Source organism: Halobacterium sp. CBA1126 (assembly GCF_009741975.1).
In the GTDB taxonomy this organism is placed as follows: Archaea; Halobacteriota; Halobacteria; order Halobacteriales; family Halobacteriaceae; genus Halobacterium.
The window spans coordinates 1-16323 of the sequence record NZ_WPCF01000056.1; the positions used below are offsets into that span (position 1 = coordinate 1).

The following is a 16323-nucleotide window of genomic DNA, read 5'->3' on the forward strand; positions in this document are numbered from 1 at the left end:
GTCGCTGCCGTCCTCGTCGTTTCGGCAGCGGGCGCCACCGCGATCGCTCAGCCGAACAGCCCCGCCGCCGAGCCCGTCGCCGACGCAGGCGACGCGGTCGAGCAGTCGGACGGCGAGACGAACTACACGCGACTGTACGTCGACCAGCAGTACCGCAGCCTCCGCCTCAAGCCCGGCGAGAGCGAGACCGTCACGATAGCCGTCGAGAACGGCGAAGACGAGTCCGTGACGCTCTCCCCGCACATGTACGTGCCGCCGCGGGGTGAGCGGCCGGTCGCCGAGGAGTGGGTCGACGTCGGGACCGACGACCTCACGCTCGACGCGGGCGAGGAGCGCGAGTTCGACGTCACCGTCTCCGTGCCGGAGGACGCCGAGCTGAACCGATACGGCGGCGAAATCGCGCTCACGGAGCAGACGATTTCGTACCCCGGTCGGCCCGCCCAGCCCGCCAACGGCGTCTCCCTCAGCGTCGAGGTCTACCGGGAGCCGACCGTGCGCGTCGTCTCGGACACATACGCCCACTCGCAGGTGCAGGCCGGCGACTCGTTCACCCGCGAGTTCGTCGTGGAGAACACCGGCGAGCAGGCCGTCCCGGTGCGCCCCGAGCTGGTCACCGAGGACCGCTACCGGCCGTACAACGGCCGCGACACGCTCGAGCGCTCGTGGGTCGAGATCGACGCGCCCGGCGAGATTGCGCCCGGCGAGACGGCGACCGTCGAGGTCACCGTGACGCCGCCGAGCGACGCCGACCGCGGCGACTACCGCGCGGAACTCGACCTCGGGCTGAAAGACCCCGCCCGCCCCGACCAGTCGTCGTACTGGCAGCGGGTGAGCCTCCGGTTCCAGGTGTGGACCCAGCCCGAGCAGCCCTTCCGGACGTCGTTCGCGGTGAGCGAGGACGCGGAGAACGTGACCCTCGACCTGTCGGCGAACCGCTACGGGAGCGCCGACAGCGAGCCCGCGAGCTTCGACGTGACGTTCGTCGCGCCGAACGGCACCGAGGTCGAGGCCGAGCGCGTCAGCGTGACGGACCACGGCTCCGTCGACCTCGCGGCGTCGCGCCAGCAGGCCGCGACCGACGGCGCGTACGCCAGCGGCGGCGAGCACCAGACCTTCGAGTACCGCCTCGACGACCCCGCGGCGGGGTCGTGGTCGGTGGAGGTCATGCCGGAGAACGCGATGCAGTTCTCCTACGAGATAACCCGCAACGAGGCGTAGCGCGACTCGCCGCGGGCCCTCACCCTTCTTCCGCGAGCCGCACGAGGTCCGCGAGCGTCTCGTTGACGGGCGTCTCGACGCCGTGCGACTCCCCCCGGCGGACGAGCGCGCCGTTCAGCGCCTCGACCTCGGTCGGGCGGCCGCGTTCGACGTCCTGCCGCATCGACGAGCGGTTCGACGCGGTGCGCTCGGCGACCTCGCGCGTGCGCTCGACGGCGTCCTCCGGCACCGCGACGCCCTCGGCGCGCGCGACCGCGACGCCCTCAGTGACTGCGCGCCGGAGCACGCGCTCGCCGCTCTCGGAGTCGACGAGCGCGCCGTTCGGCACGCGCGCGAGTGCCGTCGCGGCGTTGATGCCGGCGTTCACGAGCACCTTCGTCCACACTGCGGCCTCGGGGTCGTCGGCGACCGTCGTCTCGATGCCCGCGCCCGTCAGGCAGTCCGCGACGGCGTCGACGCGGGCGTCGTTCGCCGCGAAGTACCGGCCGACGGTGGTGTCCCCGCGGCCCGCGTGCCTGACGTGGCCGGGGGCTTCGAGGACCGCGCCGTGAGTCGTCGTCCCCGCGAGCACGCGCTCCCGGGGCACGTAGTCGGCGACGGTCTCGGCGTTCCCGAGGCCGTTCTGGAGCGTGAGCACGTCCGCGCCGTCGAGGTGCGGTGCGACGCCAGCCATCGCGTCGGCGGTGTCGTAGCTCTTCACGCAGACGACGAGCAGGTCCGCGTCCTCGGTGACGCCCTCGTCGGTCGCGACGTCGACTGGAACCGCGTCTTCGCTGCCGTCCGGGCGCGTGAGCCGGAGGCCGTCGGCCCGAACGCGGCGCACGTGGTCGCTCTCGCGGCCGAGCAGCGTCACGTCCGCGTCCGTTCTCTCGAGGGCGCCGGCGAGCAGCGACCCGAGCGACCCCGCGCCGAGTACGACGACACGCATGGCCGGCGGTACGGCGGGTGCCGGTAAAGCCTCCCGGGGTGCGTTGGGGTTTACCGGGCGGGGCGCGCGGGGCGAGTATGGGACTCCGGGACGCCGCCGCGCCGCTGGGGCGGGATGTACGTCGTCGGCAAGTGGGGGGTTCGACTCCGTGCCGCCCGTGACGCTGGCGTTCCTCCGCGTCGCCGTCGGCGGCGTCGTGATGAGCGTCGCCCTCGTCACCACCGCGCGCACGGAGTGACGCGACAATTCTTTTGTACGCCGGCCGCCTCTCCCGGGGCATGGACCGGGACCGCGGCCAGCTGCTGCTCGTCGCCGGGCTCGGACTCGCGCTCGCGTTCGTCGTGCTGGCGCTGGTGTTGAACGCGGTCGTGTTCACGGAGAACCTCGCCACCCAGAACCACGGGCAGACCGACGACGTGGTGGGCTACGAGCGCGCCGCGGAGGCCGGCGTCGGCGGACTGCTCGTGCAGGCGAACACGGACGACGACGCCGACCACGCGAGCATCCAGAGCGCGCTCGCGGCGGACGTCGGCCGGTGGGACGCGAACGCCTCGCTGCTGTCCGCCAGCGGCGGCACCGTCACGGCCGCCGCAGTCGAAAGCGTCGACGAGGGCACCCGGGTCGCACAGCCCGACTGGCGGAGCTTCGCGGACGCGAGCGGCGACCCGGACTGGACGGCCGCGCGGGGCGTGACCGAGACGCGGCGCTTCGAGGCGGTCGTCTCGCCGACGGGCGGCGACCCGCTGACGCTGAACGTCTCCGACGGGCCCGCATCGTGGCGCGTGGACGTGTTCCAGAACGGCTCGAACGCCGGGTTCACGGACGTAGAAGTCCGGGACGGGAACGGCGAGGTTCTCGCGGCGACGTACGTCGAATCCGACACCGTCGCCGTCGACGTCACCGAGGGGACGGTGAACGGGACGCGGGTGGCGAACTGGACGTTCGCCGAGAACGTGTCCGGCGCGTACGACGTGAGCGTGGCGAACGGCGGGAACGCGGAGGGGCGGTACGGGTTCGTCGTGGACGTCCCGGACGCCGAGGACGACGTGGCCGGTGGTACGTACGAGGCCCGGGGCGACGGCTCGCCGACCGCGGCGCCCGCGCTCTACAGCGCGACGGTGGACCTCACGGTGCGGGACGCCAGCGTGACCTACGAGACGAACGTCACGGTCGCGCCCGAGGAGTCGTCGACGGCGCCGCCGTGGGCGAGTCCCGACGCGTAGGCTAATTCTTTACTCGCAATCGAGTGGCAATATGTCGGGGAGACCCGGATTTTGAAGAGACCCCGCGACGACCAGTGTGCTATGGACTTGCACGGGAGGAGCGTCCGCGAGGACGTCCGCGAACTCGGCGCCGCGCTCGGGGACGCGATGCGAACCCACGAGTCGCCGGAGGCCTACGACGCCGTCGAGGCCGCGCGCACGGCCGCCATCGACTACCGACGCGGCGACAGCGACGACCGCGAGGCCCTCCGCGAGGTCGTCGCCGACGCCGACGTCGACGGCTACGAGGACCTCGCGCGGGCGTTCGCCGGCTACTTCGAGCTCGTGAACCTCGCGGAGGAGCGCGAGCGCGTCCGCGAACTCCGCCGCAGCGAGGCCGAGGGGACGCTCTCGGACAGCATTCGGGGCGCCGTCGACGTGCTCGCCGACGAGGGCGCCAGCGCCGACGAGGTCGCCGACATTCTGGCCGACGTCCACGTCGTCCCGACGTTCACCGCCCACCCCACGGAGGCCCGCCGGAAGACCGTCAAAGCCCACCTCCACCGCATCCGGGAACTACTCGAGGAGCTCGACGAGCGCCGGCTCACGCCCCGCGAGCGCGAGCGCACGTGGCGCCGCGTCGAGGCGAACGTCGAATCGCTGTGGACGACGCGGCGCGTCCGCGAGCGCCAGCCGACCCCCTTCGACGAAGCCCGCGACGTCCAGTTCTACCTCGCGAACGCCGTCTACGACGTCGTCCCCGACGTGTACGCCGACCTGGAGGCCGCGCTCGCCGACCGCTACGACGACCCGCCCGAGGTGCCGGAGGTGCTGGCGTTCCGGTCGTGGGCGGGCTCGGACCGCGACGGCAACCCCTACGTCACCACGGAGACCACCGAGCGCGTGCTCGAGCGCCAGCGACGGCTCGTCACCGAGCGCTACCGCGACGACCTCGACGACCTGCTCGGCGCGCTCTCGATGGACGGCGCGCGCGTCGACAGCGAGGCCGCCGCCGACCTCCTCGACGAGGCCCGCGAGGACGTGCCCCGGGTCGTCGAGCAGGTCGCAGAGCGCTACCCCGACGAGCTGTTCCGGCAGGTCGTCGCCGTCGTCCGCGAGCGCGTCGACCGCGTGACCGGCGTCCAGCCGGGCGGGTACGCCGACGCCGAGGAACTGCTCGATGACGTCCGCGCGCTCGACGCCGGCCTCCGCGAGGCGGGCCTCGGGAAAGTGGCGGACGAGCACGTCGCGCCGTTGGCGCGCCGCGTGGAGACGTTCGGCTTCTACCTCGCGGCGCTGGACCTCCGCGACCACCAGGAGAAGCACACGCACGCCGTCGGCGAGGCGCTCGCCCGCGAGGGCGTCGACTACGCGGGGATGAGCGAGGACGAGCGCGTGGAGTTCCTCACGGAGGCGGTCCTGCAGGACGATCCCGTGGTCGACCTCGAAGACACCGAGGGCGTCGACGACGAGACCGCCCGCGTGCTCGGGCGCTTCGACGCGCTCGCGGACTGGCACCGCGAGTACGGCGCGGACGCCATCGACGCGTACTGCATCAGCATGACCGAGGAGCCGAGCCACGTCCTCGAGGTCGTCTTCCTCGCGGACCAGGCGGGCGTGCTCTCGCTGCCCGATCACGCCGGCCTCGACGTCGTCCCGCTGCTGGAGACGCGGTCGGCGCTGTCGAACGCCCGCGACATCCTGGGGACGCTGTTCGAGAACGAGGCCTACGGCGCGCTCGTCGACGCCCGCGACAGCACGCAGGAGATCATGCTGGGGTACTCCGACTCGAACAAGGAGAACGGGTTCCTCGCGGCGAACTGGCAGCTCGACCGCGCGCAGCGCAACCTCGCCGAAATCTGCGAGGACCACGGCGTCGACGTGCGATTCTTCCACGGCCGCGGCGGCTCCATCTCCCGGGGCGGCGGCCCGATGAACGAGGCGCTGCTCGCGCTCCCGAAGGAGACGGTGACCGGCGACGTGAAGTTCACCCAGCAGGGCGAGTCCATCGCGGAGACGTACGGCAACCCCCGCATCGCGGAGCGCGAGCTCGAACAGATGCTGAACGCCCAGGTCCGGGCGCGCCACGCCGCCATCGCGGAAGACGACCCGGACGTCCCCGACGAGTGGGTGGCGGCGATGTCGGAGATGGCCGAGACCGCGCGCGAGGCGTACCGCGACCTCCTCGACTCGGAGGGGTTCGTCTCGTACTTCGAGGCGGTGACGCCCATCGACGTCGTCGAGGACCTCAACCTCGGGTCTCGGCCCGCGTCCCGGACGGGCGAGCGCGCCGTCGAGGACCTGCGCGCGATTCCGTGGGTGTTCTCGTGGACGCAGACCCGGTGCGTGATTCCGGGCTGGTACGGCCTCGGCGCGGGGCTGGCGGCCTGCGAGGACGAGGACCTCCTCGAGGAGATGTACGAGGAGTGGCCGTTCTTCCGGACGACGCTGGACAACGCGGCGCTGGCGCTCGCGCGCAGCGAGCCCGAAATCACTCACGAGTACGCCCAGCTCGCGCCCGACGACCTCCGCGAGCGGTTCCAGCCGCGCATCGACGAGGAGTACGAGCGCGCCTGCGAGGCGGTGCTCTCGGTGACCGGCCGGGACGACCTCGTGGACCGCGAGTGGCTCCGCGAGAGCCTCGACCGCCGCAACCCCTACGTCGACCCGCTGAACTTCCTGCAGGTGGAGCTGCTCGACCGCGAGGACCGCAGCGAGACCGCCGAGCGCGCGCTCCGGCTCTCCGTGATGGGGGTCGCCGCGGGCATGCAGAACACGGGCTGACCCAGAACCCGCCGCCGACTTCCGCAGCCTTAACCGCGTCACGCCGCTCTCCTCGTTCGAATGCCGCCAGCGATACACACCGACGACCTCGTGAAGGAGTACGGGGACGTCCGCGCGCTCGACGGGCTCTCGCTGTCCGTGCCCGAGGGCTCGTTCTTCGGGTTGCTCGGGCCGAACGGCGCGGGGAAGACGACGTTCATCGAGACGCTCGTCGGGCTTGTGCGGAAGACCAGCGGGACCGCGGAAGTGTTCGGCCACGACGTCGAGGACGACTACCGGGAGGCCCGGGACGCCATCGGGCTCGCGCCCCAGGAGTTCAACGTCGACCGCTTCTTCCCGATTCGGGAGGTCCTGATGCACAAGGCGGGCTACCACGGCGTCCCGGACGAGGAGGCCGCCGAGCGCGCCGCGGACGCCCTCGAGACGGTGGGCCTCGGCGGGAAGGCCGAGACCCGCTTCGACTGGCTCTCCGGCGGGATGAAGCGGCGGTTCATGCTCGCGCGGGCGATGGTCACCGACCCCGACCTGCTCATCCTCGACGAGCCCACCGCCGGGGTGGACGTGGAACTCCGCCACGACCTCTGGGACGTCATCAGCGGGCTGAACGACGACGGCACCACGGTCCTCCTCACCACCCACTACATCGAGGAGGCCGAGCGGCTCTGCGACGAGGTCGCCATCATCGACTCCGGCCGGAAGGTGACGGTCGCGACGCCGGACGACCTCACCGAGCGGGGCACCGACGAGGTGACGCTCACGCTCGAAGCCGCGCCCGCTGCCGTCCCCGCGGTCGACGACGAGCGCGTGGACGGGGTCGCCGTCGACGGCCGAACCGTCACGCTGCGCGCGAGTAGCGGGAGCGAGGTCGTCCCGGTCGCCGTCCGCCAGCTCGAAGCCGCCGGCCACCGCGTCCTCGACGTGGACGTCGCGCGCACCAGCCTCGAGGACGTCTTCGTCGACGTCACGCGGACCGGCGGCGAGGCCACCGACGGCAGCCGCGGCCGCCACGACGACGAGGAAGCGCAGGAGGTGGCGCCGTGAGCGTCTCCACCGGCCTGAAGGCGCTGACCCGCCGCGAGGTGCTGCGGTTCGTCCGCCGGCCGTACAACACGTTCCTCCCGCCGTTCATCACGAACGTCCTCTACTTCAGCGTGTTCGGCGTCATCCTCGGCGAGCGCATCAGCGAGGTCGGCGGCGTCCCCTACATCCAGTTCATCCTCCCCGGGCTGGCGGTGCTCGGCGCGGTGTCGAACGCCTTCGAGAACGCTTCGTTCTCCATCTTCCACGGTCGCTGGAACGAGTACATCGACGAGGCGCTCACCAGCCCGCTGGCGTACTGGGAGATGGTCGTCGCGTACGTCGTCTCCTCGGCGCTCCGCGGCGTCCTCATCGGCGTGCTCGTCGCGGTCATCGGCGCGCTGTTCACGCCCGTCCGCTCGCTCGCGAACCCCCTGTACGCGGTCGCGTTCCTCGCGGTCATCACCACGCTGTTCGCCGGCTTCGGCGTCATCGGCGGGCTCGCCGCGGAGGACTGGGACCACCTCACGGTGCTGAACCAGTTCATCCTCCGGCCGCTGGTGTTCTTCGGCGGCGTCTTCTACTCGCTGGACGCCCTCACCGGGGTCGCGCGCACCGCGAGCTACCTCAACCCCATGGTGTACATGGTCAACGGCGTGCGCTACGGCGTCATCGGCGTCTCCGACATCGACCCGGACGCCGCGCTCGTCGTCCTCACCGGGCTCACGGCCGCCGTGCTCGCCGTCGACGTCTGGCTGTTTCGGCGCGGCTACGGCCTCACCGACTAGCTTTTCCCGGTCGCCGTTCCCGCTTCCTGCATGCCGAGCAACCGCGCGTTCGCCGCCACCACGGTCGCCGTCGCCCTCCTCGCGCTCGCGCACGCCGCGCTGACGTGGCCGCCGGCCGCCGTGCTCGCGTTCTTCGCTGGCGGCGCTGCCGTCGCGTTCGTCGCGGAATCGGTCGTCGTGCGTCTGGGCTGGCTCGACCACCACGTCGGCCGCGAGGTACTGGGCGTCCCCGTCTACGTCCTCTTCGGGTGGACGGGCGTCGTCTACGTCGCGTTCCGCGCCGCGCTGCTGGTCGCGGACGGCTGGCCGGCGGTCGCGCTCGCCGCCGCCCTCGCGACCGGCTACGACGCGCTCGTCGACCACCGCGGCGTCGCCGACGGCCGCTGGACGTACACCGACGACCTCCCCGGTCCCCGGTTCCGCGGCGTGCCGTGGTGGAACTTCGCCGGCTGGTTCGCCATCAGCGCCCTCACTGCGGGACTCGCGACCGTCGCCCTCTGACGCGCCGGCGGAACGACTTTGGGGAGCGCGGTCGCAGCGTCGCGCATGTTCCCCGAAACCGTGGACGCGGCGTCCGTGACGCTGCGACGGCTCTCGCGGGAGCACGTCGACGTGCACGCGCTCTACGAGCGGTTCGCCGCCGACTCGGCTGGCGTCGAGGCGGTCTTCGAGTACGTGCCACAGGAGCCGTACGAGACGCCGAACGACGCCCGCGAGTTCCTGCTGCAGGCCGAAGACGAGTGGGACGACCGGGAGTCCGCCCAGTACGCCGTCCGCGCGGACGGCGACCTCGCGGCTACGCCGGCCTCTTCGTGGAGTGGGAGCGCCGCGCGGCCCGCGTCGGCGTGACCCTCGACCGGCCGTTCTGGGGCGAGGGGTACGCCAGCGACGCCGCCGACGCGCTCGCGGAACTGGCGTTCGAGACGCTGGACCTCGACGTGGTCGCCATCGGCTACGAGCGCGGCAACGAGCGGTCCGAGCGGTTCGTCGAGTCGTTCGTCGAGCGCCACGGCGGCCAGTACGACGGCGTGCTCCGGAACTGGACGCGCGTCGGCGACGACGTGCTCGACCACCACCGCTACACGGTCACGCGAGAACAGTACGAGGCCTAGTCAGGCCGACAGCAGGACCGTGTCGCCCTCGTCCTCGACGTCGACGTCGTAGCCGAACTCGCCGAGGAGGTCGATGCACGTCTCGACGTGGGAGGTGACCTCGGGCGCGCGCACTTCGCCGCCGGCGATGGCGACGAACGGCAGCAGCTGGTCGGCGAGGTACTCGTCGACGGCGGCGTCGCCGTCCTCGAACGCCTCGAAGCGCTCGACGGCGTTCTCGCCGACCGTCTCGGGCTCGACGCCCATCTCCCCCGAGCTCCGCGAAGCCCGCGCGGGCGTGCTCGTACTCGGCGGCGAGCACGAACGCCGACCCCGAGCAGTCCGCTTCGACGTACTCGGTCTCGACGTCGGCGGCGTCGGGCGCGGCTTCGGCCTGCCGCTCCGCGACGTCGTCGTCTGCCTCGGACTCCTCGGCGACGGAGTACGCGGTCAGGGACTCGCGCTCGCCGCGCTCGGTGACGTCGATGGCGTCCAGCGTCGACGGCTCGACGGTCAGCGTCGCCTTCCCGCCGCCGCGCGGGTAGAACCCCCGGCGGTCGAGGGTCACGTCCGCGTCGAGGCCGTGGGCCTGCAGCGTCGGGAGCTTCACGTGCCGGAAGTAGTCGAACGGCGGCGCCCACTTCGCGTCCGTCCCCCCTTCGAGGCGGGCGGTGAACGGCTCGTCGAGCGCGACCGCGACCGGGAGCAGGGCGTCGAACACCAGCGGGACGCTGCCCGCGGTGCCGACCTCCACGGAGACGCTCCCCCCGAGAATCCCCTGGTCCTCGGGGTCGGCGTCCTCGTCGATGTCCTCGTTCGGCTCGAAGGTGAACGACTCCGAGCCCACCTCGACGCCGCTCGTCTCGGCGTTGCAGACCGCCGCGACCGCTTCGATGGCCGCGCAGTGCTGGGCCTGCAACCCCGGGTTCGCGCGAGCGCGCCGGACGTGTCGCATCCGGAACGGTTCGCCTGTGACCGCGGACAGCGAGAGGGCGGTGCGGACCAACTGGCCCCCGCCGTCGCCCCCGTCGAGAATGTTCATACCGGTACGAGACGTTCGGAGGTGAAAAGGGATTCGTCACCCCGCGAGTCGCCACCGTTAGGTCGCTCCCGCCCACACTGCCAGCCATGACGGCCGACGAGCCGGAATTCGACGAGGCGGCGTGGCGCGACCGCGTCCGCGAGCACCGCGCCGAGAAAGACGAGTTCTTCTCGGACCACCCCCAGTCGCCGATTCCGCCCGGGGACCGCGAGGGTTTCGACGGGCTGGCGTACTTCGAGCCGGACCCCGACTACCGGGTGGTCGCGCGGTTCGGGCGCTCTGACGACCCCGAGCGGGTGTCCCTGGAGACCACGCGGGGGCCGCCCGCGGAGTACGAGCGCGTCGGCGTGCTCGGGTTCACGCTCGCCGGCGACCACCGCACGCTCGAAGCGTTCCGCGTGGAGGGCGAGGACTCGCTGTTCGTGCCGTTCGCCGACGAGACCAACGGCGCGGAGACGTACCACCGCGGCCGCTACCTCGACGTCGACGCCGCGGACGCCGACCGCGGGGACGACGTGGTCGTGGACTTCAACCTCGCGTACAACCCCTTCTGCGCGTACGGCGACCAGTTCTCGTGTGCGCTGCCGCCCGCGGAGAACCGCCTCGACGTTGCGGTCCGGGCGGGCGAACGAGCGTACGACGACTGAACGGCGAGCCGCCGGCTACGAGACGGGAAAACGGGAAAAGCGTCGTCGGTACCACCACCAGTGACCGCGGCCGGCCGCGTTACGCGGCGACTTCCGTGGCTTCCAGGAGCTCCTGGTAGCGGTTGCGGATGGTGACTTCGCTGACGTCGGTGACGTCGCTGACCTCGCTCTGGGTCACCTTGTGGTTGGTGAGCAGGCTGGACGCGTAGATGGCCGCGGCCGCCAGCCCCACGGGGGACTTCCCGCTCGTGACGCCGTCCTCCTTGGCGTTGTCCAGCAGCTCGCGGGCGCGGCGCTCGACCTCGTCCGGGAGGTCGAGCTCGGACGCGAACCGCGGGACGTAGCTGGCGGGGTCGGCGGGCGCGACTTCGAGGCCGAGCTCGCGGACGATGTAGCGGTACGTCCGCTTGAACTCCATCTCGTCGATGCGGCTGACGTTCGCCACCTCGTCGATGGAGCGCGGCGTCTGCATCTGCCGGGCGGCGGCGTACAGCGCGCTGGTGGCGACGCCCTCGATGGAACGCCCCGGCAGGAGGTCCTCGCTGAGGGCGCGGCGGTAGATGACGGAGGCCGTCTCCCGGACCTTCTTCGGGAGGCCGAGCGCGGAAGCCATCCGCTCGATCTCGCCGAGCGCCTGCTTCAGGTTCCGCTCCTTGCTGTTGCGCGTGCGGAAGCGCTCGTTCCACTTGCGCAGCCGCTGCATCTTCTGGCGCTGGCTGCTGGACAGGGAGTTGCCGTAGGCGTCCTTGTCCTGCCAGCCGATGTTCGTCGACAGCCCCTTGTCGTGCATCATGTTCGTCGTGGGGGCGCCGACGCGGGACTTGTTGTCCTTCTCCTTGGCGTCGAACGCGCGCCACTCCGGCCCGCGGTCGATGCCGTCTTCCTCGACGACGAGGCCACACTCTGCACAGACGGACTCGCCGTGCTCTTCGTCGTTGACGACGCGGCCGCCACACTCGGGGCAGGTGATGGTCTCGTCCGTGGACTCTACCTCGGACTCGGTTTCAGTCTCGGTCTGCTGTCGGTCACTGGAGTACGTTCGGATTGTGGTGTCACTCATGATGGTTGAAACGTCGGGTGGAGGGCACCGGCCACTGCCCGACTTCGTCGTACTAACGGATAGGAGCGATAAGTATTTAAATCTTTCGCGGTTTTGCGTACCGTTGACACACTCTCAACGGCCTTCAGAGCGCAAAATAGCAGAGAATACTCGGCTTTTGGGCCACCCTAACTATTCGGCCGAGATAACCGAAGGCCAAGGTCGTCACTCAAAACTGTTTCGGTGGTAAGGCGTACCACGACCCGCGTCGTCGGGGTGTTTCGCGGCGCCGTTCCGCTCGGAGAAACATTTAACTCCGGTGACTATCGATACAGGGGAGACTGGCTGGCATGCATGACTGAGCAAGGGGCACGCGTGCTCGTCGTGGACGACGACGAAGCGCTCACCGAGGTGTACGCCGAGTGGCTCGCCGACCGGTACGAGGTCGACACCGCGACCACCGGCGAGGGAGCGCTGCGTGAGCTCGACGACGGCGTCGACGTGGTGCTGCTCGACCGCCGGATGCCCGAGCTCTCCGGCGACGAGGTCCTCGACCGCATCCGCAGCGCGGAGTACGACTGCCGGGTCGCGATGGTCACGGGCGTCCGCCCGAGCACGGACGTCGTCGACCTCGGGTTCGACGAGTACCTCGTCAAGCCCGTCGACCGGAGCGACCTCCACGACGTCGTCGACACCCTCCTCGACCGCTCGGCGTACGACGACCACCTCCAGGAGCTGTACGCGCTGGCCTCCAAGCGCGCGCTGCTGGAAGCCGAAGCCGAGGACGGCGACGTCGAACTCGACGAGTCCTACCGGGAGCTCGTCGCCCGCATCCGCGAGCTCGAGGACCGCATCGACGACGCGGTCGAGGAGTTCGGCTTCGAGGACTTCCGCGTCGCGTTCCGCGACGTCCCCGACAAGGGCACCAGCGACTGACCGGCGGCCCGGGCGGTGACTACTCGTCGAGCGAGTCGGCGATGGCCGAGAGGCTCGAATCCGGCGGCTCGGCCGCGGCGTACGTCGCGGACTCGCCGGGGACGCGGACGCCGTACTTGAACCCGGGTCGACGACGTCGACGTGGACGGAGCGCCCGGCCTCGAGCGGGCCGTCGTCGAGCCACGCGGCGAGGTGGTTGGTGGCGCTCCCGGGGTCGCGGGCGAGCGACGGCGTGTCGTAGGCGCCGCGAATCACGGGCGTGCCGTCGTCGAGGTGGCGGAGCTGGACGTGGTACTCGTCGCCGTCGAGGACGACGCGGACGACCTCGCCGGCGGGGAAGTCGGCGGCCGCGTCCGCGGGCAGGCGGAGTTCGTGGCGGCGCGTCCCGCCGGCGCGGGCGACCGTCCCGGTCACCGTCTCGACGGTCTCCGCGGAGACGTAGTCGGGCATACCCGTGGGGAGGGCGCTCGGGCCTAAAAGCCGGCCGGTTACTCGTAGTCGTGGCGGCGCCGCTGGACGGCCTCGACGAGCTTGACGACGCCGCCGAGCAGCGCGGTGCACGCCGCGAAGATGACGGTGAACCAGACGGCGATGGAGAGCAGTATCTCGGCGTCCGGGCTGGTGACGACTCGGCGCGCGAGCACGCCGGCGGCGAGCGCGACGCGTAGAACGCCGCGACCTTGATGGGGAAGCTGTTGCGCTCGACGAACCCCTCGGTTCCGCTCGTCGCGGCGCCGGACGCCGCCCGGTTCGGGCGGTCGGCGTCGAACTGAGGCATCCTCTACCCGGCATCGTGGCGCGTCGCGCTGAAGAGAATTGGGGGTAGTTGAGCTCGCTCGACACGTCACAAGCTACAGGCGAACGACCGCCGGACGGAGCCGAGCGGGCGCACAAAGCGTGGGCTTTTGGTCGCCGCCGCCGAACGGTCGCGCATGGACGCCCCGATACCGACGCCGACCGACGACGCCGGCGGGAGCCGGCGGTACGCGTTCCTCGCCATCCTCCCGTTCCTCCTGCTCGGCATCGCGGACGTCGTCCTGCTGCTGGTCTGGGGGCTGAACCCGCTGTGGGGGTTCGTCATCCTCCCGCCGATCCTGTTCATCAGCGTGCTCGGCTGGATCGCGTTCAAGTCCGGGTTCGTCGAGGACCGTACCGGCGTCGACGAGGCCTAGTCGCCGGCGACGGCTCGCACGGGCGCGCCGTCCGCGTCGACGCGCAGCGGGAACGCCCGCACCGTACACCGCTCCGGGAGCGCACGAAGGTTCGTCACGTTCTCCAGAATCAGTCGCTCGTCGCCGAGCAGCGCGTGGTGGGCCGGATAGCCGGCCGGGTCGCCGTCGCTCGCGTTCGGGGAGGGCGATGGGTCGACGCTCGGCGCGTCGACGGCGAGTGGTAGCCGAGGTCCGCGCAGCGGGCGGCCGCGGCGCCGTCAGGTACGGGTGGTCGAAGTACTGCTCCGTCGCCCCAGTGCTCGCTCCAGCCCGTGCGGACGACGAGGAGGTCGGCGTCGGTCTCCGGGGACGCGCCCCGCGGGAATCGCCTCGCGCGCGCCGGCGTCAGTGCAGTCCACGACCCGGGCGTCGAACGCGAACGTCTCGACGTCGTACGCGCCGAGCGTCGCGCCGTCCTCGAGTAGGTGTGCTGGCGCGTCGACGTGCGTCCCCGAGTGCGTCGAACACGCGACGTCGGCGACGCGGTAGCCGTCCGCCTCGAACGTGGCGTGCGGCGTCACCGACGCGGGCGGGTCCCCGGGGTACGGCAGCCCGGAGCCGAGTTCGTGCGTGAGGTCCCACATGCCGCCGGCTACTGGCGCCGCGCGGTAAACGTTCGCGGCTTCGTGTAACAGCAGTAAGGATTAAGCCCGCAGTCGGGGACTACCTCGTATGGGACTCGTCGCCGGCGCGCTGTACGGCGCCCTCGGGGTCGCGTTGGTCGCCGCGGGGCTCGCGCTCCGCCGCCGGGAGTCGATGACCGGCGTCCCGCTGTACGACCCCGACGCCGCCGCGGACCCCGCCGCCCTCGCGCGCCTGCTCGGGCTGTCGCTGTCCGTCTTCGGCCTCGTCACGCTCGCGTTCGGCGTCGCGGAGACGTTCGACCGCGCGACCGGCGTCGTCGTCTTCGCGTACGCGTCGTCGTCCTGCTCGTCGCGCTCGCGACCGCCGTCCGCTCCCGCCGGTACGAGTGATTCTGCGACGCACTCGGGAGCGGGCGTCGCCAGTCAGGCCGACCGCCGCGCGGCCCCGAGCGCGTCGAGGGCGTCGTCGACGAGCTCGTCGTCGTACGTCCAGAAGCCGAAGAAGCCGTCGTCGCGCTCCTCGGCGAGCAGCGCGCACGCCTGCTGGGGGTCGCCGCCGCCGTCGAAGACGACGAACCACAGCGACGCGACGTCCGGAACCGCGGCGCCGTGGAACGTCACGCCGTCGGGGACGTCGGCGGTGGCGTCCGGCAGCCCGTAGACGTGGACCGCGAGGTCCGTGCCGGCGAGGCGTTCGTACGTCCGGCGCTCCTCGGCGAAGTTCGAGAGCCGCTGGAACCCCGCGAACAGGCGGCCCTCGCCGGTGCGCCACGCGCGGTCCTCGATTTCGCGGGACGCCTGCAGCATCTGCCAGTGGCTGTAGGACGTGAACGTGGTCCGGTCGAGGTGCGAGAGCAGGCGGCCGTAGGCGACGTCCTCGCCGACGGACCGCGGGCTACCGTGGGTCAGCGAGCGGAGCGCGTCGATGCCGACCGCGGTGAGGTACTCGCCGTCGTCGGACAGCACCGCGTGCTCGGGGTCGCTGCCGGCGTCGGCTTCCTCGATGGCGACGTTCTGGGACGCGAAGTACTCCCGGAGCTCCGGCACCACGTCGGTCTCCGGCGCCGTGTACACGGTCAGCGTCTTCTCGCGCCCCCGGACCGTCTCGACCACCTCGCGGAGGCTCATACGTCGACCGTTCGCCCCCTCGTACAAATGCGTTCGGCTGGCGTGTGCCAACTCGCCGCGACCCGCCTCGAACAGCCGAGTCGCCGCTGTCACGACGCGAACGCTCGGTTCTGTCGAGGTTCGGCGGTAGTGTTATGTGGTAGCATGCCCCAAAGAGGAGTATGCACGAGGCAGCGCCGGGCCGACCAGCGTGGAGCCGTCCCGCGGACGTCGCCATCCTGACGTTCCTCGCGGGCCGCAGCGCCGAGTACCCCGCCATCGTCGCGAACCGCATCGGGATGCACACGCCGTACGTCGAGTCCCGCTTCGAGGCGCTCGCCGAGCGGGAGCTGGTCGAACCCGTCTCCGACGAGGTCGTCTACCGGCTCACGGAGCGCGGCGAGCGCGCGCTCGACGCCGGCGTCCTGCCCGAGTGAGCGGCGCTTATACGTCCCCGCGACGAACGACACGGTATGAACCACGAGTCCTACCTCCGGGCCGTGGGCCTCCCCGAGTACGCGGACCACCGGACCGAGGCCGCCGAACGCGGCGCCGCGCTCGTGGCGCGCCCGCCGCACGCCACCGTCGACGCCGACACCGTCGAGGACTGCTACGTCTACCCCGTGCCCGAGCGCGGGCCGGACGGGGCCTGCGGCGTCGGCCTCGCCGACGACCCGTACAACCTCGCGCCCATCTGCGGGCTGGAGTACGACCGCGAGCGGCTCCGCG

Annotated in this window: 20 protein-coding genes and 2 pseudogenes; 14 read left to right on the forward strand and 8 right to left on the reverse strand. The window is 71.5% G+C overall.

Features of this window, described 5'->3' with window-relative positions; all coding sequences use genetic code 11:
• Positions 1-1218, forward strand: a 1218-nt coding sequence (locus GJ634_RS09135) for an NEW3 domain-containing protein (protein ID WP_157502361.1), incomplete at its 5' end; no start/stop codon positions are given.
• Between the two features lie 19 nt (positions 1219-1237).
• Here the strand turns inward: GJ634_RS09135 and GJ634_RS09140 are convergent.
• Positions 1238-2146, reverse strand: a complete 909-nt coding sequence (locus GJ634_RS09140; protein ID WP_157502363.1) for a ketopantoate reductase family protein — start codon at positions 2144-2146, stop codon at positions 1238-1240.
• 278 nt (positions 2147-2424) lie between these two features.
• Here GJ634_RS09140 and GJ634_RS09145 point away from each other — a divergent pair, with 278 nt between their 5' ends.
• The 7 genes from GJ634_RS09145 to GJ634_RS15485 all read left to right on the forward strand — a co-directional run bounded on the left by GJ634_RS09145 (position 2425) and on the right by GJ634_RS15485 (position 9049).
• Entirely contained in the window at positions 2425-3369 is a 945-nt protein-coding gene (locus GJ634_RS09145; protein ID WP_157502365.1) for a hypothetical protein, read from the forward strand.
• An 81-nt stretch (positions 3370-3450) separates the two neighbouring features.
• Positions 3451-6132 carry a phosphoenolpyruvate carboxylase gene (gene ppc, locus GJ634_RS09150; RefSeq protein WP_157502367.1) on the forward strand — a complete coding sequence of 894 codons (2682 nt, stop codon included), beginning with the start codon at positions 3451-3453 and terminating at the stop codon, positions 6130-6132.
• Positions 6133-6192: 60 nt separating this feature from the next.
• Complete coding sequence (locus tag GJ634_RS09155) at positions 6193-7173, forward strand: ABC transporter ATP-binding protein (protein WP_157502369.1); 981 nt, start codon at positions 6193-6195, stop codon at positions 7171-7173.
• Positions 7170-7937 (forward strand): ABC transporter permease, encoded by a 768-nt coding sequence (locus GJ634_RS09160; RefSeq protein WP_331714080.1) that lies wholly within the window; start codon positions 7170-7172, stop codon positions 7935-7937. Before GJ634_RS09155 ends, GJ634_RS09160 begins: the two co-directional genes overlap by 4 nt.
• Before the next feature lie 30 nt (positions 7938-7967).
• Positions 7968-8438 (forward strand): carotenoid biosynthesis protein, encoded by a 471-nt coding sequence (locus GJ634_RS09165; protein WP_157502371.1) that lies wholly within the window; start codon positions 7968-7970, stop codon positions 8436-8438.
• Positions 8439-8483: 45 nt separating this feature from the next.
• Complete coding sequence (locus GJ634_RS15480) at positions 8484-8786, forward strand: hypothetical protein (RefSeq protein ID WP_197425465.1); 303 nt, start codon at positions 8484-8486, stop codon at positions 8784-8786.
• The gene (locus tag GJ634_RS15485; protein ID WP_331714081.1) at positions 8783-9049 is read left to right on the forward strand and encodes a GNAT family protein; all 267 of its coding nucleotides are present in this window, start codon (positions 8783-8785) and stop codon (positions 9047-9049) included. Before GJ634_RS15480 ends, GJ634_RS15485 begins: the two co-directional genes overlap by 4 nt.
• Here the strand turns inward: GJ634_RS15485 and GJ634_RS16070 are convergent, their stop codons facing one another.
• Both GJ634_RS16070 and GJ634_RS16075 read right to left on the reverse strand, forming a co-directional pair.
• Positions 9050-9295, reverse strand: a complete 246-nt coding sequence (locus GJ634_RS16070) for an RNA 3'-terminal phosphate cyclase (RefSeq protein ID WP_231737007.1) — start codon at positions 9293-9295, stop codon at positions 9050-9052.
• 214 nt (positions 9296-9509) lie between these two features.
• Positions 9510-10070 (reverse strand): annotated as a pseudogene (locus GJ634_RS16075) (RNA 3'-terminal phosphate cyclase); the annotation flags it as partial.
• An 86-nt stretch (positions 10071-10156) separates the two neighbouring features.
• Between GJ634_RS16075 and GJ634_RS09180 the strand changes: the two are divergent.
• Entirely contained in the window at positions 10157-10717 is a 561-nt protein-coding gene (locus GJ634_RS09180) for a DUF1684 domain-containing protein (RefSeq protein ID WP_157502373.1), read from the forward strand.
• Positions 10718-10796: 79 nt separating this feature from the next.
• Here GJ634_RS09180 and GJ634_RS09185 read toward each other — a convergent pair whose 3' ends face one another.
• Positions 10797-11777, reverse strand: coding sequence for a transcription initiation factor IIB family protein (locus GJ634_RS09185; RefSeq protein ID WP_157502375.1), 981 nt, complete (start codon positions 11775-11777; stop codon positions 10797-10799).
• 333 nt (positions 11778-12110) lie between these two features.
• Between GJ634_RS09185 and GJ634_RS09190 the strand changes: the two genes are divergently transcribed.
• Positions 12111-12692, forward strand: coding sequence for a response regulator (locus GJ634_RS09190; protein WP_157502377.1), 582 nt, complete (start codon positions 12111-12113; stop codon positions 12690-12692).
• Between the two features lie 19 nt (positions 12693-12711).
• On the opposite strand, the gene GJ634_RS16080 is transcribed toward GJ634_RS09190, so the two are convergent.
• Positions 12712-12876: a hypothetical protein gene (locus GJ634_RS16080; RefSeq protein WP_231737004.1), complete on the reverse strand. Its 165-nt coding sequence runs from the start codon at positions 12874-12876 to the stop codon at positions 12712-12714.
• Positions 12877-12980: 104 nt separating this feature from the next.
• Here GJ634_RS16080 and GJ634_RS16085 point away from each other — a divergent pair, with 104 nt between their 5' ends.
• A complete protein-coding gene (locus GJ634_RS16085; protein WP_231737005.1) occupies positions 12981-13169 on the forward strand; it encodes a hypothetical protein in 189 nt (62 codons plus the stop codon).
• Between the two features lie 11 nt (positions 13170-13180).
• Here GJ634_RS16085 and GJ634_RS09200 read toward each other — a convergent pair whose 3' ends face one another.
• Positions 13181-13336 (reverse strand): hypothetical protein, encoded by a 156-nt coding sequence (locus GJ634_RS09200; RefSeq protein ID WP_157502379.1) that lies wholly within the window; start codon positions 13334-13336, stop codon positions 13181-13183.
• A 288-nt stretch (positions 13337-13624) separates the two neighbouring features.
• Between GJ634_RS09200 and GJ634_RS09205 the strand changes: the two genes are divergently transcribed.
• Entirely contained in the window at positions 13625-13864 is a 240-nt protein-coding gene (locus GJ634_RS09205; RefSeq protein ID WP_157502381.1) for a hypothetical protein, read from the forward strand.
• Between the two features lie 257 nt (positions 13865-14121).
• On the opposite strand, the gene GJ634_RS16090 is transcribed toward GJ634_RS09205, so the two are convergent.
• The gene (locus GJ634_RS16090; protein ID WP_231737006.1) at positions 14122-14487 is read right to left on the reverse strand and encodes a cyclase family protein; all 366 of its coding nucleotides are present in this window, start codon (positions 14485-14487) and stop codon (positions 14122-14124) included.
• Positions 14488-14910: 423 nt separating this feature from the next.
• Positions 14911-15615, reverse strand: coding sequence for a DICT sensory domain-containing protein (locus GJ634_RS09215; RefSeq protein WP_157502383.1), 705 nt, complete (start codon positions 15613-15615; stop codon positions 14911-14913).
• A gap of 161 nt (positions 15616-15776) precedes the next feature.
• Here GJ634_RS09215 and GJ634_RS09220 point away from each other — a divergent pair, with 161 nt between their 5' ends.
• Both GJ634_RS09220 and GJ634_RS09225 read left to right on the forward strand, forming a co-directional pair.
• The gene (locus tag GJ634_RS09220; RefSeq protein WP_157502385.1) at positions 15777-16031 is read left to right on the forward strand and encodes a hypothetical protein; all 255 of its coding nucleotides are present in this window, start codon (positions 15777-15779) and stop codon (positions 16029-16031) included.
• A gap of 36 nt (positions 16032-16067) precedes the next feature.
• Positions 16068-16323: pseudogene (locus tag GJ634_RS09225) on the forward strand (GAF domain-containing protein); the annotation flags it as partial.

Coding starts and splice junctions, on each gene's coding strand:
- GJ634_RS09140 (WP_157502363.1), bottom strand. CDS start 2,146: ATGCGTGTCGTCGTACTCGGCGCGGGGTCGCTCGGGTCGCTGCTCGCC.
- GJ634_RS09145 (WP_157502365.1), top strand. CDS start 2,425: ATGGACCGGGACCGCGGCCAGCTGCTGCTCGTCGCCGGGCTCGGACTC.
- ppc (WP_157502367.1), top strand. CDS start 3,451: ATGGACTTGCACGGGAGGAGCGTCCGCGAGGACGTCCGCGAACTCGGC.
- GJ634_RS09155 (WP_157502369.1), top strand. CDS start 6,193: ATGCCGCCAGCGATACACACCGACGACCTCGTGAAGGAGTACGGGGAC.
- GJ634_RS09165 (WP_157502371.1), top strand. CDS start 7,968: ATGCCGAGCAACCGCGCGTTCGCCGCCACCACGGTCGCCGTCGCCCTC.
- GJ634_RS15480 (WP_197425465.1), top strand. CDS start 8,484: ATGTTCCCCGAAACCGTGGACGCGGCGTCCGTGACGCTGCGACGGCTC.
- GJ634_RS16070 (WP_231737007.1), bottom strand. CDS start 9,295: ATGGGCGTCGAGCCCGAGACGGTCGGCGAGAACGCCGTCGAGCGCTTC.
- GJ634_RS09180 (WP_157502373.1), top strand. CDS start 10,157: ATGACGGCCGACGAGCCGGAATTCGACGAGGCGGCGTGGCGCGACCGC.
- GJ634_RS09185 (WP_157502375.1), bottom strand. CDS start 11,777: ATGAGTGACACCACAATCCGAACGTACTCCAGTGACCGACAGCAGACC.
- GJ634_RS09190 (WP_157502377.1), top strand. CDS start 12,111: ATGACTGAGCAAGGGGCACGCGTGCTCGTCGTGGACGACGACGAAGCG.
- GJ634_RS09205 (WP_157502381.1), top strand. CDS start 13,625: ATGGACGCCCCGATACCGACGCCGACCGACGACGCCGGCGGGAGCCGG.
- GJ634_RS16090 (WP_231737006.1), bottom strand. CDS start 14,487: ATGTGGGACCTCACGCACGAACTCGGCTCCGGGCTGCCGTACCCCGGG.
- GJ634_RS09215 (WP_157502383.1), bottom strand. CDS start 15,615: ATGAGCCTCCGCGAGGTGGTCGAGACGGTCCGGGGGCGCGAGAAGACG.
- GJ634_RS09220 (WP_157502385.1), top strand. CDS start 15,777: ATGCACGAGGCAGCGCCGGGCCGACCAGCGTGGAGCCGTCCCGCGGAC.